Consider the following 24,201-nt stretch of genomic DNA (forward strand, 5'->3'; position numbering starts at 1 on the left):
CTTTAAAAGACGGTAACGATAAATCTGGTGACTGGTGACGGTGTCACATATTACACGTCACATCTTCTTTGTCACGCTTCACCCCTCACCCCTCACTGCACTTGCGGGTTTTACATGATCAGGCTGAACGACATACTGGAAAAGGTTTCCTCCTACAACCCTTCCTGCGATCTGGAGCTGGTGCGAAAGGCTTATGTCTTCTGTGCCAAGGTTCACCAGGGCCAGACCAGGCTTTCGGGTGAGCCTTATCTTGTGCATCCCATGGAAGTAGCGGGGATCCTGGCCGAGTTGAAGCTTGACGTGCCGACCGTGGTTACCGGTCTTCTCCATGACACGGTCGAGGATACCCTTACCACTCTGGAGGAGCTGGAGGAGATGTTCGGCGCCGAAGTCGCCCGACTGGTTGACGGTGTTACGAAGATCGGCAAGATTCATTTCAAGACCAAGGAGGAGAGCCAGGCTGAAAACTTCCGCAAGATGCTCTTGGCCATGGCCAACGATATCAGGGTTATCCTGGTCAAGCTGGCCGACCGCTTGCACAACATGCGGACTCTTCAGTACCAGCCGGAACCGAAACAGCGGAGCATTGCCAAGGAGACGCTGGATATCTATGCGCCCATAGCCAATCGATTGGGGATCTCCTGGGTGAAAAGCGAGCTGGAGGACCTTTCCTTCCGTTACCTTGACCCGCAGATCTATTACGATCTTGCATCCAAGGTGACCAAGAAGAAGAAAGAGCGCGAGACCTACGTGGATGAGGTGATGCAGATCATCAAGGCCAAGCTTGCTGACCATGGGATAAAGGGAGAGGTATCCGGCAGGAGCAAACACCTGTACTCCATCTACCGGAAGATGCAGAGCCGCAGTGTGGATATAGACGAGATTTATGACCTTATTGCCATCCGCGTCATGGTCGAGGATATCAGGGAATGCTATGAAGTCCTCGGCATCATTCATTCCACCTGGAAGCCTATTCCTGGTCGCTTTAAAGATTACATCGCCATGCCGAAGGGGAACATGTACCAATCCCTTCATACAACGGTGATAGGCCCCTTTGGCGAGAGGATGGAGGTGCAGATCCGCACTTCGGAGATGCATCGGGTAGCAGAAGCGGGCATTGCCGCGCACTGGAAATACAAAGAAGGCAAAGGTTATGATGAAAAAGAGGTAAAGCGCTTCACTTGGTTGCGTCAGTTGTTGGAATGGCAGCAGGAACTGGATGATTCACGGGAATTCATGGACACCGTGAAGGTCGAACTTTTTCCCGAAGAGGTCTATGTCTTCACGCCCAAGGGGGACGTGAAAGGTTACCCCAAGGGATCCACGCCCATAGACTTTGCCTATAGCGTCCATACGGACGTCGGTCATCGCTGTGTGGGCGCCAAGGTTAACGGCAAGCTCGTGCCGTTGAAATATGAGCTGAAGAATGGCGACATAGTTGAGGTCATCACTTCACCCCACCATACACCCAGCAAGGACTGGCTGAAAATAGTGAGAAGTTCCCGGGCAAGGAACAAGATCCGTGCCTGGATCAAGACCGAAGAGCGGTTGCGCAGCATAACCCTTGGCCGGGAAATCTGTGAAAAGGAGTTCCGCCGCTATTCCCAGAACTTTTCAAAGGTGCAGAAAACAGGCGAGCTGAAACGGGTGGTTGGCGAATTCGGTTTCGTCGGCGAAGACGACCTGATGGCAGCGGTTGGCTATGGCAAGCTGTCATGCCAGCAGATCCTGGGCAAGCTTTTTCCGGCCGAGAAATTCGAAGAGGCCCAGGACCGCAAGGAAACCCGCGTCGGCAAGGTCATCCAGAAACTCAAGGGTAAATCTTCCAGTGCCATACAGATCAGCGGTGTGGACGATGTCCTGGTTCGTTTCGGCAAATGCTGCAATCCCCTGCCTGGCGACGATATTGTCGGCTTCATTACCAGGGGGCGTGGAGTCACGGTGCATACCGCCGACTGTCCATTTGCCCTGGATAGCGATCCCCAGCGACGTATCGACGTGGCTTGGAACAAGGGCAAGAAAACGGCCTTGCCGGTCAAGATGCGGATTGCCTGTCACGACGAAAAAGGAATCCTGGCCAACATCACCACCGCCATCACCAACTGCGAAGCAAACATCGTTAGTGCATCCATCCAGAGCACCGTCGATAAGAGGGGCATCAATACGTTCGAAGTGGATGTAACCGATCTGGATCATCTGAACAGGGTCTTCAACAGCGTCATGAAGGTGAAGGGCGTGATCAAGGTGGACCGGCTCAAGTCTTAGAGACGGTGATTGGTGAAGGGTGAAGGGTGAAGGGTGAAGGGTGAAGGGTGAAGGGTGAAGGGTGACTAGGTCCACTGTCTTTTGTCACTTGTCACCTGTCACTGTTTTTAACTGTCTTCAAGGGGGATATATGAAAAAACAAATAATCGCGACAGAAAAGGCGCCAAAAGCTATCGGACCTACTCCCAAGGTGTCAAAGCTGGTGGCTTTATCTTTTTTTCCGGGCAGATTCCTCTTGATCCTGTGACGGGAGAGATACGGGGCGCCACTTGTGCCGAGCAGGCGGAGCAGGTCATGGAGAACATCGGCGCCATGCTGGCAGCGGTCGGTGTCGATTTTACCGCCGTGGTGAAAACAACCATCTTTCTTACGGACTTGGCAGATTTTGCGGCTGTCAATGAGATTTACGGCAGGAGATTCCCAGTGGACCCGCCGGCCCGTTCCACTGTGGAGGTGAAAGGGTTGCCCCGGGGGGTAAAGGTTGAGATAGAAGTTGTTGCTTTCGGTGATTAGTGACTGGTGACTTGAGGCGGTGACTGGTGACTTGAGGCGGTGATGGGTGACTTGAGGCGGTGATGGGTGACTTGAGGCGGTGACGGGTGACGAGGTCCGGTGTCTTTTGTCACAAGTCACTTGTCACTGCTTTAATGTCACCTGTCACTTGTTTCACCGCTTTAAACCTACGAAAAAAAGCCGCCAGCGAATACTCGCGGCGGCTTAGCTTAAGATTGTAACCTCGAACCTAGAACCTCGAACAGTTTTTAGAGCGCCTTCGTTACGTGGCCTGAGCGGATGCAGCGGGTGCAGACCTTAATGCTGCGAACGGTACCGTTTTTAACGGTTTTTATCTTCTGCAGGTTGGGGTACCAGGTTCTGCTGGTTTTGTTATTGGCGTGGCTGACGTTGTTACCGAAGCTCGGACCTTTACCGCATATTTCACATACTTTGGACATATCTCTGTACCCTCCGAATTTACTGAAGCTGCTACTTATAGCAAAAACACGGTCGTGATGCAAGTTAATTTTGCGTAGTTACTTTAAAGGATTATGAAAATGGCCTTTTTGCGTGGCATATTCTCTTTATTTGTCATAGTTATGCTGGTAATTGTCGTGCTGTTTGTTGATTTTACCTATAAAACTTTTTCCCAACGGCAGCGGGATCTGAACTGCGATGCCATTGTCGTTCTTGCCGGGGGAAGGGGACGTATCGAAGAAGGCAGCCGCTTATACCGGGAAAACCATGCCCGCTGGCTTTTTCTGATCGGTGTCGATCCTTCGGTGCGCAAAAGCGATCTTTTCCGGGAGCGGAAGGGGGAGCGAAGCGGGGAAGGGGTTTATCTGGAGAAAGTATCCCGCAACACCCTCGAAAATGCACTCTATGCCAGGGAAATGATAGTACGGCGAAATATCGATTCCATCGAACTCATCACATCGCGCTATCACATGAAGCGGGCCACTCTCATTTTCCGCCACGTCCTGCCGAAAGACATCGCCATCTATCCCCATCCGGTGGATACGAAAAACCTGAAGGAGGAATGGTGGAATCACAGCGGCAGTTTCCGGCTGCTCTTCAGCGAGTTCTACAAGTATTGCCTTTTTAGGGTTTTCTTCCTCTTTGCCCCGACCGAGCTGCAGTCTGCCGTCAAATAGGGCCGACTATGGGGTTGTTCCCTAAGTTTACCCTATTCTGATTTTTCTTCTATCCTGGGGAATAATGCTTCGGCTTTGGTAACCTGTGTTCCCGATTCCAGTCCGCCCCACTGCAGGCCATTTTCATTCGGTGCATCGGTAACGCCCAGGTAGGAGAGGGCTTTGACCGCTGTCTGGGGCATGAATGCGGAGATAAGTTGATAGACGATGCGCTGGGACTCCAGCAGGCAGTACATGACCGTTGCCAGCCTTTCCTTCTGGGCCGGATCCTTGGCCAGGGTCCATGGGGCGGTCTCGTCAATATACTTGTTGCCGGCTGAGACAACTTCCCATATGGCTTGCAATGCCTTGCTGAAAGCCAGTTCTTCCAGGTGCATATCCACCTGACGCACCATTTCCCTTGTTTTCTCCTGGTACGCCAGATCCATATCGGTGAGATCGGCCGGTGCCTGTACGATTCCGCCGAAATACTTGTTGAGCATGGCCGTAGAGCGATTGAGCAGATTGCCAAGATCGTTGGCCAGGTCGGAATTGATGCGGTGCACCAGTGCCGAATGGGAGAAGTCGCCGTCCAGGCCGAAGGGGACCTCGCGCAGCAGGAAGTACCTGACGGCATCCACACCGTATTTTTCCACCAACATGTTGGGCTCAACCACATTTTGCAGGCTTTTGCTCATCTTCTGCCCTTCGATGGTCCACCAGCCGTGGGCAAAGACCTTTTTCGGCAGAGGAAGCCCGGCCGCCATGAGAAATGTGGGCCAGTAGACGGCATGGAAGCGAAGGATGTCCTTGCCGATAAGATGGGCGTCCACCGGCCAGAATTTATCGAAGTTGCCCGATTCTTCAGGATAACCCAATGCCGTGATGTAGTTGGCCAGGGCATCGAACCAGACGTAGATGATGTGCTTGTCGTTGCCGGGGACGGGAATGCCCCAGCTGAAGGTGGTGCGGGAGACGGAAAGGTCTCTCAACCCTTCCTTGACGAAGGAGATGATCTCGTTGCGCCGCGATTTGGGTTGGATGAATTCGGGATTGGCCTCTATGTGGGCCAGGAGCTGCTCCTGATACTTGCTCATCCTGAAGAAGTAGGATTCTTCCTTGAGTTTTTCCGTGGGGCGATTGCAATCGGGGCACTTGTAGTCGATAAGCTGGGTCTCGGTCCAGAATGTCTCACACGGCGTGCAGTACCAGTCTTCGTACTCCCCCAGGTAAATGTCCCCCTTCTCCATGACATCTTTGAATATCTTCGAAACCCCTTTTTTGTGGCGCTCCTGGGTGGTGCGGATGAAGTCGGTGTATGAGATATCCAGCTTTTCCCATAGTGCCTGGAAGCGCTTCATAACCCGGTCTGCCAGTTCCTGGGGCGTCTCGCCTGCTGCGTTGGCTGCCTTTTCCACCTTTTGGCCATGTTCATCGGTGCCGGTGAGGAAGAAGACTCATAGCCCTTCAGGCGCCTGTAGCGAGCAAGGACATCCGCTGCCAGTGTCGTATAGGCGTGCCCGATGTGGGGAACGTCATTAACATAATAAATGGGCGTGGTAACATAAAAGGCGCGGCTCATTGTCTCTCCTTCTTGGGCTTATCGGTATTTCTGGTCCGGCGGTCCTTGCGGCTTTTGTTTCCTTGGCTTCCGGTTGACGCAGGCCTTGCATCCGCCTTGACCTGCTCTTCCGCTTCGGGTTTCTGCGGCTTCTTCTGCCGGTCCGATATGTGCTCCGGTTTTATGTCATCCCCTTTGATGGTTACCAGTCCGTCGCTTTCCGACTTCACCGTAACCGTACCCTGCAGCACATTCAATTTTACCACTTCCCCTTCCACTGAACCGCACTTGATCTGCTTGCCGCACTTTGGCAGGCATTTTCTCAGGGAACAGTAGGTGTCGAATTCGTATGAGAGGCAGCAGAGAAGCCTTCCGCACTGGCCGGAGATCTTGGTGGGATTAAGGGCCAGGTTCTGCTCCTTGGCCATTTTCACCGAGACCGGCTCGAATTCACGAAGGTATGAAGAACAGCAGAGCTCTCTGCCGCAGATGCCGATTCCCCCAACCATTTTCGATTCGTCGCGCACCCCTATCTGGCGCATTTCAATGCGGGTGTGAAAAGCGTGGGCAAGATCCTTCACCAGTTCCCGGAAATCTACCCTGCCGTCGGCTGTGAAATAGAAGATGGCCTTGCTGCCGTCGAAGAGATATTCGACGCGCACCAGCTTCATTTCCATGCCGCGTTCCTTGATTTTTTCCAGACAGAAGCGGTGGGCTTCCTTTTCCTTGGCTGCATTTGTCGCTATTGTTGCCAGATCGGCCGCGTCGGCTTTCCTGAGGATGTTTTTCAGCCCCTCATGCAGGTGTTCTTCAGGAAATTCACGGGGGGCAACAACCACCGAGCCGATGCTTTTGCCCCGTTCCGTTTCGACTATTACCTTGTCGCCGGCCTTCAGTTCAATGTTATTGGCATTGAAGTCGTAAAGCTTGCCGGCGGGGTTGAACTGTATCTTCACAATCTTGATCAATATATATTCCTCCGGGGATGGATGTCCCCTTTTCTGATAAATTGGGGTAGTCTACCGTCTTACTAGCGCTCTGCCAGCCCCATGAACAGAACTTCCAGGGCCAGGCGTGTATTGACATTGCGCAGCAAGGCAGTTCTTGTTGAAGCAACCTGCTCGATTTTTTCCATGATCCTGACTCTGGAAAGCGTTCTTCCCTGCTCTTCCAGAAGCGGTAAAAGATCGGTGTTGACCATATCTGTGTCGCCTGCGCTATGCAGAAGCATGTCTCGCAGGAATGACGTCAGCACTTCAAGGACCTCGATGGCTTTTTCTTTCTCTGCAGCAAGCTCTTCGGCAGCCAGGAAAAGTGGGGCGATATCTGTCAGAGATAGCCCGAAGAGCCTTGTCAGGAGCTGCTTCCTTTCCGAAAGAATTTCTCCTTTACTTATTTCCAAGGCATTGTTGATGCTGCCCCCGGCCAATGACGCAGAAAGATGTGCCGACTCGTTTTCGATACCCTTACTGACCAGGTATGACGTTATCGTTTCCTCCGGAAGTCCGTGAAAAACGAGCCGCTGGCAGCGGGACAGAATGGTCGGCAGCACTACGGACGGCCGGGATGTCACCAGGATGATCAGGGCATTGCCTGACGGTTCCTCCAAGGTCTTGAGCAGAGCGTTGCCTGCCGCCTGATTGAGATGCTCTGCGCCGTCGATAATGCATGCTTTTTTCGGTGCTTCAAACGGCCGGTATGCAAGCTCTTTCTGCAAGCTTCTGATCTGGTCGATCTTGATGAAGGCCCCCTCCGGCTCAATCAGGTGCATATCCGGGTGTTGCATCGAACGAATTTTCCGGCAGGAGGGGCAATGGCCGCAGCCATCATCCTTGCCGCAGAAAACGGCTTCTATGAGGGCAAGGGCGGTTGCCTTTTTTCCGCATCCTTCCACACCTTCGAAAAGATAAGCATGGGCAAGCCTGCCAGTTGCCAGGGAACGCTTGAGAACACTGATCGGGGTGTCCTGACCCAGGATATCGGCAAAAGACATCTGCTAGTTCCCGTTTAGCCTGCCGATAACGGCAGTGGTGACGGCAACTCGTGTTTCATCCACATTGGTGCCGCCGTCAACGATGCAAAAACGTTCCTTTTCGTTCTCGGCCAGTTTCAGGTATCCATCCCGCACCTTTTGGTGGAATAGTGCCGACTCAAGTTCAAAACGTTCCTCGCGAGCGCTGTGGTGATGCCGCTGATCCTGGCCAGTGCCCGTTTCAGACCCACTTCGACCGGGCAGTCCAGCAGTATGGTCAGCTGGGGCTTGAGTCCTGATGTGGCCAGCTGGTTCAGATACCCTATGGAATCAAGATCGAGGCCTCGGCCGTATCCCTGGTAGGCGACGGTGGCATCGGTGAACCTGTCGCAGAGGACTATGCAGTCGTCGGCCAGTGCCGGCTTGATGACCTCTTCCACATGTTGGGATCGTGCCGCCGCGTAAAGCAGGAGCTCGGCTGAGGGTGTCATGGCACTGTTCGCAGCATCAAGGAGAATCGCCCTGATCTGATCGGCGATGGGGCAGCCGCCGGGTTCCCGTGTCAGAAGGACTTTGAAGCCCTTTTCTGTCAGGTGCTGTTCAAGAAGTTTGATCTGGGTGGTCTTGCCGCACCCTTCAATGCCTTCAAATGTGATAAAACAGCCCATGACAAGCACTCCATATGGTCAAAAATCGTTAAATTATATGGGACGAGGTGGAATTAATCAAGACAAAATCACGTTAAAATGGCATATCTATTGAAAGAGAAAGGTCATTTGTTTATAGTGAACCTTCCCTTTTAATTCTGGTGAAACTGAAGGTAAATATGTCTGAAGAAACAACCAAGTCAATTGCCGGTCTTGAAAAGCTAATCAACTATGATTTTACAGATAAATCCCTGCTGGTCGAGGCTTTGACCCATCCATCCTTTGTCAACGAAAGCGGCGGCAAGGTGAGACAGGATAATCAGCGTCTTGAGTTTTTAGGTGATGCAGTAGTCGGTCTGGTCCTGAGCCACGAGCTTTTCAGCCGCTTTCAGGACAGCAGGGAAGGGGAGTTGACTAAACTAAGGGCTTCACTGGTTGACGAAGCCTCTTTGGCCATACTTGCCAGGGCAATCGACTTGGGTGCCCATTTAAAACTTGGTCGCGGCGAAGAGCGAAGTGGCGGACGCTCTAAACCGTCTCTTTTGGCCGATGCCTATGAAGCTCTCTTGGCGGCAGTCTATCTTGATGGCGGCATTGAACCTGCGGCGGCAATAATTAAAAGCCATTTTGCCTCCTTTATGGAAAAGGGGAATATAAGAACCTCGGGCAGGGATTTCAAAACGGAATTCCAGGAACTGGCCCATCGGTTGCGCAGTCTTGCTCCCCGTTATTTGTTGCAGGGAGTATCCGGACCCGACCATCAGCGGATTTTTTCGGTAGCGGTTTTTATCGGCGAAGACTCATGGGAGAGGGGTTAGCGAAGAGCAAGAAGGAGGCTGAACAAGCCGCTGCAGAGCAAGGGATTGCCTCTCTGAAAAAAGGCTCACGACCTTAAATGACCGTAACCGTACCTTTTTTCATTTCCCACCTTGGCTGCCCCCATCAATGTGTTTTCTGCAACCAGATGGAAATTGCCGGGACGAAAGGCCAAATGCCTGGCCAAACGGAGATTTTGGCCAAGGTTGCCGCTTACAGACTTTCAGGTGGATGTCGTCCTGTGCAGGTTGCATACTTTGGCGGGACATTTACCGCCTTGCCCCGTGCTGTCCAGGAAGGGCTTCTCCAGCCCCTTCAGCCGCTTTTAGTCTCCGGAGAGGTTGAATCCATACGCATATCGACGCGACCGGACTGCGTGGATGTGGAAACTGCCCAATTTCTTCGCGGGATGGGGGTCCGGGTCGTGGAGCTGGGAATCCAGTCCATGGCGGATGAGGTTCTGGAGATGTCTGGCCGAGGCCATGCCGCTGCCCATGTGGAGCGGGCGGCCAGTGTTCTGCGGCAAGCAGGCCTTCTATGGGGAGCCCAGCTGATGCCGGGGCTTCCTGGGGATTCACCGGCAAAGGCCATGGCTTCCCTGGAACGGGTGATCGCTTTGGAGCCATCCTGTCTCCGTATCTATCCGACTCTCGTCATCAAAGATACTCCTTTGGCGTCCCTGTTTGAACAGGGACTTTACGAGCCGCTGACCATGGAGACTGGGATTTGTCTCTGCATGGCAATGCTCCACCGTGCCTTGCAAGCCCGTCTGCCGGTAATTCGCATGGGGCTGCAGCCCACTGTCGAGCTTGATGCCGCGGGCACCGTACTTGCCGGCCCCTATCACCCGGCATTCCGTTACCTGGTCGAGTCAGAGCTTTGTTTCCAGCTTCTTTCCGGGCTGGTGAAAGGTTTCGGAATTGGTACTCCTGTGCGGATAGCCTGTGCATCAGGCTGGATATCCAACGTTATCGGCCATAAAAGGTCGAATGTGGAACGCTTGGAGCAAAAGCACGGGATCAAGGTATTGTCAATCCAGGGCGAATCCGCTCTTTCGGTGTTCGAAGTTATTGTCGAGGCCGACGGGAAGAAGCTGCGGGGGCATCTGCTTGATGATCTGGATCCAGGGCAATTTCTTACTTTCATTAGGTCCTGAAATCCCGTATACCCATATAGGTAAAAAAATTTTCAAAAAGACACCCAGGAGGTCCGTTTGACCGAACAGCAGTTCCATTCAGGCTTTGTATCCATTATCGGCAGGCCGAATGTGGGAAAATCAACGCTTCTCAACAAAATTCTCGGTGACAAGATCGTCATAACCTCCGATAAGCCGCAGACAACGAGGAATCGAATCCAGGGCATTCACAACTTGCCCGGTTGCCAGATAGTGTTCATCGATACTCCTGGCATCCATCGCGCCAAGTCCAGGTTGAACAAATACATGGTAGATGTGGCCCTTTCCTCCATCAAGGAGGTGGATGTGATCCTTTTCCTGGTGGAGGCGGACACAAAACCGGCCAACCAGGAGGAGACGATCCTTGGTGCGTTGGCCAGCGCCGAAGCTCCTGTCGTGCTTGTCATCAACAAGGTTGACCTGGTGGCAAAGGAGTCCCTGCTGGAGAAGATGGCAGCCTATTCAGGACTCTACCCGTTTCGCGAGGTGATCCCAGTCTCAGCCCTGACTGGAGACAACACGGGCCGGCTGGTTCAGGTTGTTCGCGACCTGCTTCCGGAGGGGCCGCCTTACTTTCCCGATGACATACTGACCGACGTGCCGGAGCGTTTTGTCGTTGCGGAAATAGTCAGGGAGAAGGTTTTTCGTCTGACCCACGATGAGGTTCCCTATTCGGTGGCGGTGGTTGTCGAGAGCTTCAAGGAGCGTGATGACGGTCTGATATTGATTTCTGCAGTCATCAACGTCGAGAGGGACTCGCAAAAGGGCATCATCATAGGCAGGAAGGGTGAAATGTTGAAGAAGATCGGCATGCAGGCCCGACGGGAGATAGAGGAGTTGCTCGATACCCGGATATTTCTGGAGCTGTTCGTCAGGGTAAGCCGGGAATGGAGCGAAAACAAGCAGATGCTGAAGGAGTTTGGTTACGAATGAAACCTTTGATAGCTATAGTAGGGCGGCCCAATGTGGGTAAATCGACCCTCTTCAACCGTCTTGTCGGGCGCCGCAAGGCGATGGTCGACGACATGCCGGGAGTTACCCGTGACCGAAATTATGCAGACGTGAACCGCTTTGATGTGCCGTTCATTCTCATCGATACCGGCGGATTCGAGCCGGAAACCAGCGACAGGCTGTTGCAGCAGATGCGCGAGCAGTCGCAGTTGGCCATGGACGAGGCTGACCTGATCCTTTTTGTCATGGATGGCAGGGACGGCTTGACGCCGGCCGATGTGGAAGTAGTCGAAATGCTTCGCCGCGTCAACAAGCCGGTTTTCTACGTCGTCAACAAGATCGACGGCGACCGTCAGGAAAATGCGGCGGGAGATTTCTACAGCCTGGGCATCGAGCAGATATTTACCATATCCGCTGAGCACAATCGTGGCGTCAATGATCTGATGGAAGAAGTGATTGCCGCCCTGCCGAACAAAACTGCCCCGCAGTCGACGAGGAGGTGACCAGGATCGCCGTCATCGGTCGGCCGAATGTGGGGAAATCCACATTGGTCAACCGCCTGCTGGGGGTTGAGCGGGTGGTGGCAAATCCAACCCCGGGCACCACCAGGGATTCCATCGACACCTACTTCAACTGCAACAAAAAACGCTATCTGTTGATAGACACAGCAGGTATTAGACGCAAGGGGAAAACCACCGAAAAGATCGAGAAATACAGCGTGGTCGACTCCCTGCGCAGCATAGAACGGGCGGACGTGGTCTTGATCGTCATAGATGCCGAGGAAGGGGTTACCGAGCAGGACACGAAGATCGCCGGCTATGCCTTTGAAGCAGGACGAGGCTGCATCTTCGTCGTCAATAAATGGGATGCCATCTCCAAAGACAATGCCTCCATGGGTATATTTGTCGAAAAAATACGCATGGAATTCAAGTACCTCCCCTTTGCCCCCATTGTTTTTGTTTCGGCAAAAACCGGACAGCGGCTGGGCAAGATCATGACAGAAGTGGATTCGGTCATGGAGCAGTTTGCCAAACGTATCAGCACTTCCGACCTGAACAGAGTTTTCAGCAAGGCCGTTGAGGAACACCATGCGCCGCTGTATCAGGGGCGCATGGTGAAATTCTATTTTGCCACCCAGGTGGGAACCAAGCCTCCTTCCATTGTCATTTTTACCAATCGCCCCGATGGTGTGCACTTTTCCTATGAGCGATACATTATAAACCGGTTCAGGGACGCCTTCGGTTTTACCGGCACCCCGATGCGCCTGCTTTTCAAGGGGAGGGAAGGGCGGAAAAGGGGGTAAATCGTGCTTTACTTTAGATACATGTATGGTTTAATATGAACCCCTGTTACTGAACCCTATAACTGAGTTATATTTCTATGAGTCTTGTCGGAAACTTGGAAGATCTCGGTCTTGGCGAGATACTGCAGATAGTCAGCCTGAGTCGGAAATCCGGAGTTCTCGCTCTTCACAGTCGAGGGAGAGAGGCAAGGATCATTTTCCGTAGCGGACAGGTCATCCGTGCAAACTCAAGTTCAAATCAGCAAAATCTTGGCGAGGTATTGATCCAGAAGGGGATCATCGATCTCGCTATCCTAAAGCAGGCCCTCAATATCCAGAAGGATGAGGGGGGGGGCGAGCTTCTCGGAACAATCCTGGTCAAACAATTCAATGTCAATCCGGATGCCATCGAAGATGTGGTCCGTGAACAAATTGAGTCCGTCATTTACTCTCTCTTTGCCTGGGCGGAAGGTAACTTTGATTTTGAGCTTCAGGACACTGCTGAAGCCGTCGATAAAACAAAGATGGATCCCTTGCAGTTTATGCTGGAACAGGGGCTGAATCCCCAATTCCTTGCAATGGAAGGATCCAGGATCATCGATGAAAAACGGCATCGTGGTGAATCACTGGATGATCATGTGGCCGAAGAGGCCTCGGTCCATGCCGAAGATAATGTGGATATGGCTTTCGATCTCCTGCATTCGCCTGGGAGAGAGCCGGAACAGGCCTCTGTGCCGGAACCTTCGCCCGGTCTGTCTACTCAGGTTAAAAAGCGGCTGGTCTTGATCGTCGACGATGACGGGGATACACGGAATGCCATATCTTCCATCCTCGAAAGCGATGGTTATGAGGTTTTCTCCTGTGAAAAGAGCGAGGATGCGCTGATAAAACTTGACAGCTTCTGCCGGGAGGGTCGGGATCCTGCTGTTGTTGTTGACCTGATCATGCCCAGGATGGACGGTTCCGGCATCCTCGGGGGGCTTGAGCTTCTTGAGTTGATCGGCAACAATTTTGCTTCGCTTCCAGTGCTGGTATTGACTGACTATCATAACAGCGATGCGGAGCGAAAGGTTAAAGGAATGGGCTTTCCCGTGATGCTGAAGCCTAGAAAGACTGAGATCGGCGATGCTGCCATGGTTCAGTCCTTCGGTGATACGTTCCTTTGCGAACTGATGAGGGTTGAATCCTGTGGAGGTCAAGCCGTTCCCACAGACAAGATCAATATCGGCGATGAACTGCGGCTCGAGATGGGGGATGACACCCCGGTTCGGACACAGCCGGTTGAACAGAGCACGGGTATAACTTTACTGAGGGGCATGCTGGATGAACTCAATAACCCATCACTTGGGGGGGGGATAATCCTGCTGGTGCTCCGCTTTGCCTCGGAATTCATGAACCGCGCCGTCATACTTATCGTCAAAAAAGACGAGGTTGCCGGACTCGGGCAATTCGGCATAAGCGACAGCGAAGGAAATGCCGATGCGAAAATAAGGAACATGCGTATTCCCAGAGGGGAACATTCACTGTTCAGTGAAGTTATCGATGGGCAGTTGCCGGTAAAGGTTCAGCGACTCGGGAAAATGGACCAGATATTTTGTCGGGCAGTTGGGGGGAGGGGCGCCGACGGAATTCTTCATGGGTCCTATAGTCAGTGAAGGTAAAGTGGTAGCCGTTCTCTATGGTGACAATATCCCTGATGCCAAGCCGATAGGGGATACGGATTCTCTGGAAATCTTCCTTTCCCAGGCAGGTCTGGCGATGGAAAAGGCCCTTTTGCAGCGCAGATTAAAGGATAAAAGCCGGGAGGAGCTGTGAAAAAGATATTGATAGCAGAAGACTCTAATACCATGCGCTCATTGCTGATCTCAACAATAGATTCCATGGACAGATACGAAATCGTCGAAGCAGCCAGCGGGTTCGAAGCTCTTCGTCTGTTGCCCCGCGAACAGGTTCACCTCATCATAACCGATATAAACATGCCTGATATTAATGGTCTTGAATTGATAAGCTATGTGAGGAACAACCCCAACTATCAGGATATCCCTCTTTTCATCATATCGACGGAGAGCAGTGACAAGGATCTTGAGAAGGGACTCGCCCTTGGTGCCAATGAATACCTTGTAAAACCCTTCGATCCTGTCAAGCTGCAGGAACTCATCGGCAGATATCTTGGTTAATTTTCGGTCAGACAGGGAGTCAAAATCAATAGGGTGAGAGTTTATGGCCGCAGATACTAGTATAGACAAAGCTGCCAAGGATTTTCTTGCAGAAGCAGAAGAAATTATCGACCAGTTAAGCCTCGATCTGGTCTCTCTCAGCGACTGCGCAGACAGTGGCGACTTCAATCCGGACGTGGTCAATTCCATCTTCCGTGGCGCCCATTCACTTAAAGGGCTTGCCGGCATGTTCGGCTTTACCGACATCGCTGACCTTTCCCACAACATGGAGAACCTCCTTGACTCCCTTCGACTTGGGAAGATCCCCTTGAACCAGAATACCATCAGCGTTCTTTTCGATTCCATGGAAATCCTGGGTTCGCTGGTGAGAGGTGCGGGATCTGCCGATTCGGGGAAGACGGACATATCTCAGACCATATCCCGTATCAATGCCTGTGTCGCTTTGGTGCAGAAGGATGAGGGTGCATCTCCTCTGGCCAAGCTGGGACTTTCAGAGCGAGTACTCAGCTCCCTGACTGAATATGAAGAACATCGTCTGCTGGAGAACGTGAAAAAGAACAAGAATATCTTCTCCATCCAGCGTCATTCAGTCTCTCCACATTTGATCAGGATCTGGGAGAACTTACCGAAATCCTCAAGGGTGCCGGAGAAGTGATCAGCACCCTGCCGAGCGCCGGTGGTGGTCTTGATTCCTCCATAAACTTCGAGATCCTCTTCGGATCGGAAAAGGGTACTGCAGAAATTAGCCTGCTTATTGACCGGGACAATATCACCGTAAATCAATTGGGAAGTAAGCAGCCTGCGGTTACAGCAGCAAAAGCAAAAGCAAAAGTAGTAGAAGAAGCTGAAGCCGAAAAAGAGTCATCTGTCCTGCCTCAGGAAGCTTCTTTGACGGCTAAGAGTATGAGTCGTACCGTCAGGGTGGATATCAGCAAACTCGATGAATTGATGAACATCGTTGGAGAGCTGGTGCTTTCCCACTCCACGATCAGTCAGATAGCTGACCGCATGCGACTGGAAGGCTATTCGGCCCCTGCCATAAATCTGACCAAGGCTGCCAAGGGATTGGAGAGAAAGCTGACCGAACTGCAGAAGGGAGTCATGGAAATCCGCATGATTCCTGTGGGTCAGCTTTTTGAGAAGATGGCACGCATTGTGCGGAAAATTTCCCGTGAACAGGGCAAAAAGGTGGAACTGAGGTTGTTCGGCGCCGATACGGAGCTGGATAAACTTATCATAGAAGATATTTCCGACCCGATGATGCACATTATCCGCAATGCCATCGACCACGGTATTGAGACCCCAAGTGAACGGATCAGGGCAGGGAAGGACGAAAAAGGCATCATCAAGCTTTCCTCCTACCAGAAAGGGAACCATGTCGTTATCGAGGTTGAGGACGACGGTGGCGGGATAGATGTCGATAAAGTAAGGCGCAAGGCTTTCGACAAGGGGTTGATACCGAGCATGGAGTCGGTCCATGACAGAGAGGCGCTGGATCTGATATTCCTTCCCGGCTTCTCCACAAGTGACGAGGTGAGTGAGATTTCAGGGCGCGGCGTCGGCATGGATGTGGTCAGGACAAACATCGCCGCCCTATCCGGCATGGTGGATGTTGAAAGCGTTCCCGGCAAAGGTAGCAGTATCATCATAACCCTGCCCATCACACTTGCCATTATCAAGCACTCATAATCTCTTCCGTCGGCCGAATCTATGCTCTTCCCATTACATCAGTCCTGGAAACCATAATGGTGGAAAGGAAGGATGTGCGGACTGTGGAAAAGAAGGAAGTCATCCAGTTGCGGGAAACAACCCTGCCCCTGCTTCGTCTGGGCAGGTTCTTCGAAACCCAGTCACAAATCGACCAGGGGGAAAATTTCTATGTGGTGGTGGTCGCGCCGCCGAGAAGCGACTGGGCATAGTGGTCGATGATCTGATGGGGCAGCAGGATATTGTCATTAAGTCTATCGGTGAAACATTTAAAAATTTCAAGGGTATTTCCGGTGCTGCCGACCTTGGGGACCAGCGAACCATCCTGGTACTCGATGTGGGAGGTATAATCAACGAGGCGGTCAGGAGCGGGGCTTAATGTACAAGACATTTTACGGATTCCGTGAAAAGCCTTTCAGCAAAACGCCTGATCCACGGTTTCTTTATATGAGCGTTGGTCATCGTGAGGCGCTGGCCCGGCTCCAATATGTTCTTGAAGAGCGTGAGATTGCCATTCTGACCGGAGAGATCGGGTGTGGGAAGACCACCATTTCCCGTGCCCTCATGGACACAATGGGGGATGTATACCACTTCTGCTTCATTTTTAATCCAAGGTTGGCTGCTATTGAATTTTTGCGGGTCATTGCAGCGAACCTGGGGGTGGAGAAACCCTCTACGGCCAAAGATTTTCTTCTTGGGGAAATCACCCAGGCACTTTACGATCTCCACGAGAACGGCCGCTGCCTGGTTGTCGTTGTCGATGAGGCGCAACTGATCCCAGATAGGGAAATATTCGACGAGATACGGCTTTTGACCAATTTCCAATTGGATGACCAGAATCTTCTCAGCATCATCATCATGGGACAACCGGAGCTCCGCAGGATTGTCTCGGTGCCGCTTTTTGAACCATTCCGGCAGCGGGTTGCCATGACCTATCATCTGCTGCCTTTGACCCTGGAGGAAACCCAGGAATATCTCGATTTCAGAATGACGGTGGCTGGCGGAGGCGTCGGACTTTTCGCTCCGGATGCGGTACAGCGGATTTATGAGCTGACAGGTGGCGTACCAAGAAAAATAAATACGTTGGCAACCAACGCCCTTCTTACCGGTTTCGCCAAGGATCTGGCATGGATCGATGCATCTGTCATCGAAGATATAAAGAATGAAATAATTATCTGATCAGCAGGGCCAACTATGAACTTAGCCGATATAAGAAAAAAAGCGCAGCAGGAAAAGGAAGCCCTACAGGCGGCATTGGCCGAATTGACACATGAAACTGCTGATTCCCTTGATGGAGAAGATGATTATCCTGAAGCATACAACGACCCGCTTTATGATGCCGAAGCATACTTTGAAGACGGTGAGTCTTTTGAGACTGACGGGCCTATTGCCGCAGCAGACCAAGTTTCAGGCAAAGGCGACCGGTCTGCTGTAATGGACGCAGGCCCCCTTTCTCCTGAGGATATCTTTCCTGAGCAGATGGAGGTGATGCTTGACGCCCCGGGCATTCCGGGTAAGGATATGTCGCCACCTTCGCCACAGGCGCCGAAGACTGTTTCGGCGCCGGTTATAGAAGAAAAAGCGGCCTCTTCCGGCTTCGATCCCATAAGGGTCATGCTTGAAGGACGTTCCAGCGCCGGCCATGATGAGGATGCATTTATCGGCCCCGCAACAAATCAGGAGAGCGATGCCGCAAATTCCCAGGAGTTACTGTGTTTCAAAGTTGCTTCCGAGGAGTATGCACTGAACATCATGGAAATCAAGGAGATCATCAAGCCGCGCGAGGTCACCGAAGTTCCGCGTGTACCAGCTTTCGTCTCGGGGGTACTTTCTGCGGGGAATCATTATCCCCATTTTTGATATGAACGCCAGGCTGGGCCTTTCCAGAGATGGTTCTACCGGTAAGGAGCGGATAATTGTCGTCAAAAACGGCGACGACGGTTATTGCGGGATACTTGTGGATGAGGTCGTTCAGGTCGTACGTATTGAAGACAGGTTGCTGGAGCCTCCACCAACGGTTCTTGAGGGAATAGATCGTGATTTCGTCAGCGGTATAGGTCGTTATCATGGCAGAATGCTGATTTTGCTCAACATGGACAAGATCCTGGATATTACCCTTTACTGACAGACGGGGGAAGAACATGTACAGTAAAAAGATTCTTATTGTTGAAGACGAAGAGAGTCTGCTGAAATTGGAGAGCATCCTTCTTTCATCCAAAGGCTATTCAGTCGTCGGCGTAATGGACGGTAAAGCAGCTCTCGAAGAGGTTAAGGTCAATCGCCCTGATCTGGTGGTGCTGGATGTCATGCTCCCGGAGATGGACGGTTTCGAAGTCTGCCGGCATATCAAGGAAAACCCTGAAACCAGCAGCATCCCAGTCGTCATGCTCACAGCGAAGAAAAGCAATAATGACGTGGAGCGGGGAAAACAGGCCGGAGCTGAAGCATATATAACCAAACCCTTCAAGTCGGCAAAAGTCATAGAGGTAATTGAAGGCCTCATCAGCGGCCATTAAAGCCTCGCACGACTCAAAACCAACTGGATTGAAGAAGGAACAGCGATGCACTCCGATAATAGTGATATTCAAGTCGCCTGCTTTACCCTTGATGACAACATTTACGCAGTGGATATCATGCGTATCAGGGAAATCATCAAACCTCAGAAGCTGACCAGCCTGCCCAAGGCCCCCCCCTATGTGGAAGGGATCATAAATCTGCGTGGTTCCGTTATTCCGGTCATTGACCTGCGTAAAAGGTTCGATCTGCCGGTCCGCGAAATCGACAGCGCGGTAAGGCTGCTGATTGTGAGAGTGGCAAAGCAACTACTTGGTTTTGTCGTTGATAACGTTACCGAAGTCATCACCGTGCCTGCCAGAGACATAAAACCTCCGCCACAGATAGCAGGGGGTATTGGCGCCCAGTACCTCCTTGGAGTCTGCCTGTTCCAGGAGGCACTGATCATGCTGTTGAACATCGACACAATATTTACTGCCAGAGAGGCTTCCGAGCTAGGCTGATTGGCTCTATGCATGGTGAAGGTTGAGATTTACCGGTGAGGGAAAGGCTGACATGCTTATCATTTGTCCCAGTTGCAAGACAAAATTCAGTTTCGACGACTCGAAGATCGGCCACAGGGAATAAAGCTTAGATGCAGCAAATGCCGGACGATCTTCAGTGTGACCAGGAAGGTCGAGACTCCAGTGCCTGCTCCAGCGCCACCAGCGGCAGCGACTCCGGCTGCCCGAAATATAAAGATCATCATTGCGAACGAAAGCGCCTCTTTCTGTGGGGCAGTGGCAAAAATTCTGGAACCTGAGCCGTTTACGGTCTTAACCTTCAATGACGGCAAGGAAGCTTTCGAGGCTGTGCAGCGTGTGCGCCCCGATGTGATATTGCTGGATGTGGCGCTTCCCTCCATGTACGGGTTCGAGGTGTGTGAGAGGATCAGAAAGGATCCTGCTCTTTCTGCAGTGAAAATCATTCTTATTGCCGCTATTTACGATAAAACACGCTATAAAAGATCACCGATTTCCCTGTATGGTGCAGATGATTACATCGAGAAGCATCATATACCCGATTCTCTTGTCTCCATGATCTACCGCTATGTGACGGATCAAAAGCCTTTGGAAAAGCCCCGAGGAGATGAATCCGTCACAGTCAGCGAAAGCATGGTTACGCCGCAGCATTTGGACCAGAAGGAAATAGACGCACAGCTGGATGCACGCAGGCAAATGCAGGCTGCTGAAGAACAGGAGACTGTACCGCCTACTGCGCCGCCTGCTGCCGCAGTATCTTCAGAAGCCCATGAGAAGGCCAAGCGACTGGCCCGGATAATTGTCTCCGACATCATTCTCTATAATCAGGCAAAGGTAGAAGAAGGGGTCAAAAACGGCTCCTTTTACTCCTTGTTGGAAGATGACATCCGTGAAGGCCGGGCTCTTTATGAGCGTCGGGTTCCCGAAGAGATCAGGAAAAATACTTCATTTCTTGACACCGCCTTTGAGGAACTGATTGCAAAGAAGAAGCAGGAACTGAAACTGTGAAGCATGCTTTATCGTCACAATGGAGAGCGTAGTGGATAGACTGCAGATTCTGATCGAGGCGCTTCATTCGGCCGACGAAGAGAAAAGGAGGCTGGCAGTGGTCGGATTTAGGGATTATCCCCTCGATCAGACACTGGATAGCCTTTTTCTAGCCCTGGGGGATACCAGCTGGCGGGTCCGCAAAGAGGCTGTAGACATAATTGTGGTGGCCGCAGAAGGAGAAAACGCCGGCAATCTTCAGGAAGAACTTGTCAACATGCTCAGGTCCCAGGATAATGCCGGGTTACGCAATTCAGCCGTGGAATCACTGGAAAAACTGGGTAAAAAGGCTTCCAAGGTCCTGTGTCTTCATATTGCCGACGAAGACCATGATGTGCGTAAATTCATCATCGACATCATGGGCAATATCGGTGATCCTGCTTTCGTCCCTGCACTGATCAATGCTTTGGACGATCCGGATGCCAATGCCCGTGCTGCCGCTGCCGAAAATCTTGGGAAAATCCAGGATGTGCGCGCCTTGCCTGAGCTTCTTGAGGCCTTGGCAAAGAGTGATGTGCTGCTCAAATTCACGATTCTCGAAGCTGTGGGCAAGATCGGTCAGCCGGTCCCTGTGTCTGCCATTGCTCCCCTTGCCAACGACAACCTCCTCAAAAAAGCTGTCTATGACTGTCTTGGTGCCATAGGCGATCTGGATGCAATTCCGCTTCTGGTTGAAGGATTGAAGGACAGGCAGAAAAAGGCTCGCGAAGCTGCCGCAACTGGTCTTGTCGCCCTGAGGAAGCGCCTCTCTTCTTCGTCTGGTGAAGAGATAATGGATAATAAACTGGAGCAGCTGAAGGGGACATCCCATGTGGATGATCTGATCGACTCCTTCAATAATGCAGAAAACAGCTTGAAAGAGGCTTTTGCCATTCTTCTCGGTGTCATCGGCGATGCAAGGGCGGCCAAACCTCTTCTTTTAGGTTGCAATGATGACAGGCTCAGAAGGCTGTGTCTGCAAGCATTGAGAAAGATTGGGAACGCAGCAGCAGCTTCGCTGCTTGAAGTTTTTCCCTCTGCAGAAGACGATCAGCGTTGTTTCATTGTCTATCTCTGTGGTGAACTTGGCTGCAAGGAATCGGTATCGCTTCTGACGGAAGGGATGCTGGACCTGAATCCTCAGCTGCGGCTTGCTTCGGTCAAAGCTGCCGGAAAGACCGGTCTCACTGTTTTTGTTAATGAGGTGGCCCATCTTCTTGAAGATAACGAAACGGAAGTCAGAAACGGGGCCATAGAAGCTCTCTACAGGCTAGCCGAAACAGACAGAATCTCAGTGGCAAGGATTGCCGGCAAGCTGGCTTCTTCGGACCTGGCTGAAAAGAGACGCAATGCGGCCGTGCTCTGCACAGCCCTGGCTGATACGGAGAGGCTTTCGCTTCTGGTTAAGGATGAGGATGCAACGGTGCGGAAGGCTGCAGTAAGTTCACTGGCCAGCCTTAAATCAGTTGCCAGTGCCGGTCATCTGGTCATGGCTCTGGTCGATGAGGATCCTGATGTCCGTATAGCTGCAGCCGGAGCTTTGGGGGATGTGGGAAGTGAGGAAGTCGTCGGACCATTGCTGCTGGCTTTGCAGGATGATGATCCTGGGTTCAGTGTGCGGTGTTGAAAAGCCTGGGCAATCTGAAAAACGAGGCAACGTTGCCTGCCATAGTCCAGCTGTTCGAGCGCGCCGATGGGCTTGTGCTTATAACTGCACTGGATGCTGTAGCAAAGATCGGAGGGGAGACGGCAAGGGCGCTTGTTGAGAAAGCTCTGGACAATTCCGATGAAGAGGTGGTTAAGGCTGCAATCGGCATATTAACCCGGGAAAACGATGCATGGGTGCATACGCACCGCGATAAGCTTTTAAACCACTCCCACTGGGATGTGAGAAGCACCTTCATAAAAGCCATGGTTTCACGGTTGGGAGAAAAGTCGTTTCCTTATCTGCGACAGGCTCTTCAAACGGAGACCGATGAATTGGTCAAGGGACAGATCATTGAGTTGATGGATCGGGTTCTTTAATGTTCTATTCAGACCCTGAAGTACAAATGACCGATGAAGAGTTCCGCCTGATACGGGACCTTATCTATACCCACTGTGGTCTCTATTTTGATAACGATTCCAAGTATCTTCTTGAAAAACGGCTGGGCCGCAGATTGTCACAGCATCAGATCAAAGAGTTCAGGGATTACTATCATCTATTGAAATACGACAGGAACAGGGATCAGGAATTGTCAGATATCATGGATGTTCTGACTACCAATGAAACCTACTTTTTCCGCGAGGCTTTTCAGCTCAAGGCCTTTACCAGTGAAATTGTCCCTGAACTGATGGCCGCGAAAGAGAAAAAAGGGGATCGCTCCTTGCGGATCTGGAGTGCCGGCTGTTCCACGGGGGAAGAACCATACACCATTGCCATGCTTTTGCTTGAACTGGGGGTTCTCAAGGACTGGCGTGTGGAGATTGTTGGTACCGATATCAGCCAGAGAGTCTTGCATCAGGCGAGAAAAGCTACCTACGGCAAAACCTCTTTCCGTTCAACCGATGAAACATATATCAACCGCTTTTTCCAGGAACAGGATGGTCTTTGCAAGATCAACGACGAAGTCAGGGAACTGGTTACCATCAGCCACCTCAATCTCTTTGACCAAAATCGTCTGGCTCTCCTGGGCAAAATGGATGTCATCTTCTGCCGTAACGTCATCATTTATTTTGACCAGATTGCCAAGAAAAAGGTTGTCGAATCTTTTTATAAGGTCCTCCGGGACGGAGGCTACCTGCTTTTAGGTCATTCCGAATCCTTGATGAACATTTCCACTGCCTTTGCCCTGAAGCACCTGAAAAACGATATGGTGTACCAGAAGCCACCAACTGCCGGAACTGGAGTTTTTGCATGAAGAAAGTTAGAATCGTTGTCATAGATGATTCTGCATACAATAGACGCACCATAACAAAGATGCTTGAGGAAATTCCCGAGGTCGAGGTGGTAGGCTATGCAGTCAACGGCGAGGAGGGAATCAGGCGGGTGATAGACCTCACCCCCGATCTGGTTACCCTGGACCTTGAGATGCCGAAGATGGACGGCTTCACCACGTTGCGAATCATCATGAACAGCTGCCCGACTCCGGTGATCGTCATCAGTGCCGGAAGTGACGATGAAAAGGTTTTCAAGGCGCTGGAATTGGGAGCTGTCGATTTCATAGCTAAACCGACCCGAACCATTTCCGATGAGCTCCTCAAGATACAGGATGACCTGCAGAAGAAGGTTCGAAGCGTCTTCAACCTCAACATGGCCGGCATCAAGCGGAGGGAAGCTCTTTTCAGTCAGGATGCAGCGAAGAGACCCCTATCCATAGCTCCGACTAAAAAATCACAGATAGACATCGTCGCTATCGGAGCTTCTACCGGCGGTCCGCCAGCACTGCAGAGTATATTTTCCGCTTTTGACACGCCTCTGCCTGTGGCCATAGTGGTTTCGCAGCACATGCCACCCGGTTTTACCAAGGCTTTTGCGGAAAGATTGAACAGAACATCCGGCTTTGAGATCAAAGAAGCCAAAGACGGTGACACCGTAAGCCCAGGTCGCGTCCTTATCGCTCCGGGTGGCCGGAACCTGATATTCAACAGGTTGGATGGAGTGGTCATTGCACGGGTGGTCGACCCGTTGCCTGAAGACAAATATGTACCTTCTGTGGATGCCATGTTTGCTTCCTGTGCCAAGATCTATGGTTCAAGGATGCTTGCAGTGGTGCTGACGGGGATGGGCAATGACGGGAGCCGCGGCGTCAGGGCGGCCAAAGCTGCTGGGGGCGGTGTTTTTGCGGAATCCGACGAATCGGCGGTGGTTTTCGGGATGCCCAGAGAGGCCATAGCAACAGGTCTTGTGGACAGGATCACCACCATCGATAAAATGTCATGCGAAATTTTATCCTATTGCGGAATTCAGCGTAGATAGAA

General features: G+C 51.8%; 19 protein-coding genes and 7 pseudogenes. 21 read left to right on the plus strand and 5 right to left on the minus strand.

Features of this window, described 5'->3' with window-relative positions; all coding sequences use genetic code 11:
- Positions 1-114 precede the first annotated feature (114 nt).
- A complete protein-coding gene (locus tag JCM15764_RS06195; protein WP_054693688.1) occupies positions 115-2,265 on the plus strand; it encodes a RelA/SpoT family protein in 2,151 nt (716 codons plus the stop codon).
- A 130-nt stretch (positions 2,266-2,395) separates the two neighbouring features.
- Positions 2,396-2,778, plus strand: a pseudogene (locus tag JCM15764_RS06200) (RidA family protein).
- 248 nt (positions 2,779-3,026) lie between these two features.
- Here JCM15764_RS06200 and rpmB read toward each other — a convergent pair.
- Positions 3,027-3,218 (minus strand): 50S ribosomal protein L28, encoded by a 192-nt coding sequence (gene rpmB, locus JCM15764_RS06205; protein ID WP_054693692.1) that lies wholly within the window; start codon positions 3,216-3,218, stop codon positions 3,027-3,029.
- Between the two features lie 99 nt (positions 3,219-3,317).
- Here rpmB and JCM15764_RS06210 point away from each other — a divergent pair, with 99 nt between their 5' ends.
- Positions 3,318-3,914 carry a YdcF family protein gene (locus tag JCM15764_RS06210; RefSeq protein WP_054693695.1) on the plus strand — a complete coding sequence of 199 codons (597 nt, stop codon included), beginning with the start codon at positions 3,318-3,320 and terminating at the stop codon, positions 3,912-3,914.
- Between the two features lie 32 nt (positions 3,915-3,946).
- Here the strand turns inward: JCM15764_RS06210 and metG are convergent.
- From metG to tmk, 4 genes and pseudogenes are all read right to left on the minus strand, one after another.
- Positions 3,947-5,475 (minus strand): annotated as a pseudogene (gene metG / locus JCM15764_RS06215) (methionine--tRNA ligase).
- Positions 5,472-6,422, minus strand: coding sequence for a PSP1 domain-containing protein (locus JCM15764_RS06220; RefSeq protein WP_012647233.1), 951 nt, complete (start codon positions 6,420-6,422; stop codon positions 5,472-5,474). The pseudogene metG and the gene JCM15764_RS06220 overlap by 4 nt, the downstream one beginning before the upstream one ends.
- 62 nt (positions 6,423-6,484) lie before the next feature.
- A complete protein-coding gene (gene holB / locus JCM15764_RS06225; RefSeq protein WP_054693698.1) occupies positions 6,485-7,447 on the minus strand; it encodes a DNA polymerase III subunit delta' in 963 nt (320 codons plus the stop codon).
- A 3-nt stretch (positions 7,448-7,450) separates the two neighbouring features.
- Positions 7,451-8,094: pseudogene (tmk, locus tag JCM15764_RS06230) on the minus strand (dTMP kinase).
- A 158-nt stretch (positions 8,095-8,252) separates the two neighbouring features.
- Between tmk and rnc the strand changes: the two are divergent.
- The 18 genes and pseudogenes from rnc (at position 8,253) to JCM15764_RS06305 (ending at position 24,199) form a co-directional block, all read left to right on the plus strand.
- Positions 8,253-8,968: pseudogene (gene rnc, locus JCM15764_RS06235) on the plus strand (ribonuclease III).
- Positions 8,969-10,045: an elongator complex protein 3 gene (locus JCM15764_RS06240; RefSeq protein WP_054693701.1), complete on the plus strand. Its 1,077-nt coding sequence runs from the start codon at positions 8,969-8,971 to the stop codon at positions 10,043-10,045. It begins immediately after the preceding pseudogene.
- A gap of 57 nt (positions 10,046-10,102) precedes the next feature.
- Positions 10,103-10,996, plus strand: coding sequence for a GTPase Era (gene era, locus JCM15764_RS06245; protein WP_012647238.1), 894 nt, complete (start codon positions 10,103-10,105; stop codon positions 10,994-10,996).
- Positions 10,993-12,317: pseudogene (gene der, locus JCM15764_RS06250) on the plus strand (ribosome biogenesis GTPase Der). The gene era and the pseudogene der overlap by 4 nt, the downstream one beginning before the upstream one ends.
- A gap of 77 nt (positions 12,318-12,394) precedes the next feature.
- Positions 12,395-13,951 (plus strand): response regulator, encoded by a 1,557-nt coding sequence (locus tag JCM15764_RS06255; protein ID WP_243688470.1) that lies wholly within the window; start codon positions 12,395-12,397, stop codon positions 13,949-13,951.
- Positions 13,932-14,111 carry a GAF domain-containing protein gene (locus JCM15764_RS22095; RefSeq protein WP_243688471.1) on the plus strand — a complete coding sequence of 60 codons (180 nt, stop codon included), beginning with the start codon at positions 13,932-13,934 and terminating at the stop codon, positions 14,109-14,111. Before JCM15764_RS06255 ends, JCM15764_RS22095 begins: the two co-directional genes overlap by 20 nt.
- On the plus strand, positions 14,108-14,473 hold the full coding sequence (locus tag JCM15764_RS06260) for a response regulator (protein ID WP_012647241.1): 366 nt from the start codon (positions 14,108-14,110) through the stop codon (positions 14,471-14,473). Before JCM15764_RS22095 ends, JCM15764_RS06260 begins: the two co-directional genes overlap by 4 nt.
- Before the next feature lie 43 nt (positions 14,474-14,516).
- Positions 14,517-16,559: pseudogene (locus tag JCM15764_RS06265) on the plus strand (chemotaxis protein CheA).
- Positions 16,559-17,359 carry an ExeA family protein gene (locus JCM15764_RS06270; RefSeq protein WP_054693704.1) on the plus strand — a complete coding sequence of 267 codons (801 nt, stop codon included), beginning with the start codon at positions 16,559-16,561 and terminating at the stop codon, positions 17,357-17,359. The pseudogene JCM15764_RS06265 and the gene JCM15764_RS06270 overlap by 1 nt, the downstream one beginning before the upstream one ends.
- Before the next feature lie 573 nt (positions 17,360-17,932).
- Positions 17,933-18,305: pseudogene (locus tag JCM15764_RS22100) on the plus strand (chemotaxis protein CheW).
- 16 nt (positions 18,306-18,321) lie between these two features.
- Positions 18,322-18,696, plus strand: a complete 375-nt coding sequence (locus tag JCM15764_RS06280; protein WP_054693707.1) for a response regulator transcription factor — start codon at positions 18,322-18,324, stop codon at positions 18,694-18,696.
- Positions 18,697-18,741: 45 nt separating this feature from the next.
- The gene (locus JCM15764_RS06285) at positions 18,742-19,197 is read left to right on the plus strand and encodes a chemotaxis protein CheW (RefSeq protein ID WP_054693710.1); all 456 of its coding nucleotides are present in this window, start codon (positions 18,742-18,744) and stop codon (positions 19,195-19,197) included.
- 52 nt (positions 19,198-19,249) lie between these two features.
- Positions 19,250-19,321, plus strand: coding sequence for a zinc-ribbon domain-containing protein (locus JCM15764_RS22105; RefSeq protein WP_243688483.1), 72 nt, complete (start codon positions 19,250-19,252; stop codon positions 19,319-19,321).
- Between the two features lie 35 nt (positions 19,322-19,356).
- On the plus strand, positions 19,357-20,223 hold the full coding sequence (locus JCM15764_RS06290) for a response regulator (protein ID WP_243688472.1): 867 nt from the start codon (positions 19,357-19,359) through the stop codon (positions 20,221-20,223).
- A gap of 31 nt (positions 20,224-20,254) precedes the next feature.
- Positions 20,255-21,868: a HEAT repeat domain-containing protein gene (locus JCM15764_RS06295; RefSeq protein WP_243688473.1), complete on the plus strand. Its 1,614-nt coding sequence runs from the start codon at positions 20,255-20,257 to the stop codon at positions 21,866-21,868.
- Complete coding sequence (locus JCM15764_RS22110; protein ID WP_243688474.1) at positions 21,862-22,266, plus strand: HEAT repeat domain-containing protein; 405 nt, start codon at positions 21,862-21,864, stop codon at positions 22,264-22,266. Before JCM15764_RS06295 ends, JCM15764_RS22110 begins: the two co-directional genes overlap by 7 nt.
- Positions 22,266-23,141, plus strand: coding sequence for a CheR family methyltransferase (locus tag JCM15764_RS06300; protein WP_054693716.1), 876 nt, complete (start codon positions 22,266-22,268; stop codon positions 23,139-23,141). The genes JCM15764_RS22110 and JCM15764_RS06300 overlap by 1 nt, the downstream gene beginning before the upstream one ends.
- On the plus strand, positions 23,138-24,199 hold the full coding sequence (locus JCM15764_RS06305; protein WP_054693719.1) for a protein-glutamate methylesterase/protein-glutamine glutaminase: 1,062 nt from the start codon (positions 23,138-23,140) through the stop codon (positions 24,197-24,199). The genes JCM15764_RS06300 and JCM15764_RS06305 overlap by 4 nt, the downstream gene beginning before the upstream one ends.
- Positions 24,200-24,201 lie beyond the last annotated feature (2 nt).

The organism is Geotalea toluenoxydans JCM 15764 (genome assembly GCF_001311985.1).
GTDB lineage: Bacteria > Desulfobacterota > Desulfuromonadia > Geobacterales > Geobacteraceae > Geotalea > Geotalea toluenoxydans.

What these genes read in the sequence shown, in the direction of transcription:
- JCM15764_RS06195 (WP_054693688.1), top strand. Translation starts at nt 115, where the DNA reads ATGATCAGGCTGAACGACATACTGGAAAAGGTTTCCTCCTACAACCCT.
- rpmB (WP_054693692.1), bottom strand. Translation starts at nt 3,218, where the DNA reads ATGTCCAAAGTATGTGAAATATGCGGTAAAGGTCCGAGCTTCGGTAAC.
- JCM15764_RS06210 (WP_054693695.1), top strand. Translation starts at nt 3,318, where the DNA reads ATGGCCTTTTTGCGTGGCATATTCTCTTTATTTGTCATAGTTATGCTG.
- holB (WP_054693698.1), bottom strand. Translation starts at nt 7,447, where the DNA reads ATGTCTTTTGCCGATATCCTGGGTCAGGACACCCCGATCAGTGTTCTC.
- JCM15764_RS06240 (WP_054693701.1), top strand. Translation starts at nt 8,969, where the DNA reads ATGACCGTAACCGTACCTTTTTTCATTTCCCACCTTGGCTGCCCCCAT.
- JCM15764_RS06255 (WP_243688470.1), top strand. Translation starts at nt 12,395, where the DNA reads ATGAGTCTTGTCGGAAACTTGGAAGATCTCGGTCTTGGCGAGATACTG.
- JCM15764_RS22095 (WP_243688471.1), top strand. Translation starts at nt 13,932, where the DNA reads ATGGGTCCTATAGTCAGTGAAGGTAAAGTGGTAGCCGTTCTCTATGGT.
- JCM15764_RS06270 (WP_054693704.1), top strand. Translation starts at nt 16,559, where the DNA reads ATGTACAAGACATTTTACGGATTCCGTGAAAAGCCTTTCAGCAAAACG.
- JCM15764_RS06280 (WP_054693707.1), top strand. Translation starts at nt 18,322, where the DNA reads ATGTACAGTAAAAAGATTCTTATTGTTGAAGACGAAGAGAGTCTGCTG.
- JCM15764_RS06285 (WP_054693710.1), top strand. Translation starts at nt 18,742, where the DNA reads ATGCACTCCGATAATAGTGATATTCAAGTCGCCTGCTTTACCCTTGAT.
- JCM15764_RS06300 (WP_054693716.1), top strand. Translation starts at nt 22,266, where the DNA reads ATGTTCTATTCAGACCCTGAAGTACAAATGACCGATGAAGAGTTCCGC.
- JCM15764_RS06305 (WP_054693719.1), top strand. Translation starts at nt 23,138, where the DNA reads ATGAAGAAAGTTAGAATCGTTGTCATAGATGATTCTGCATACAATAGA.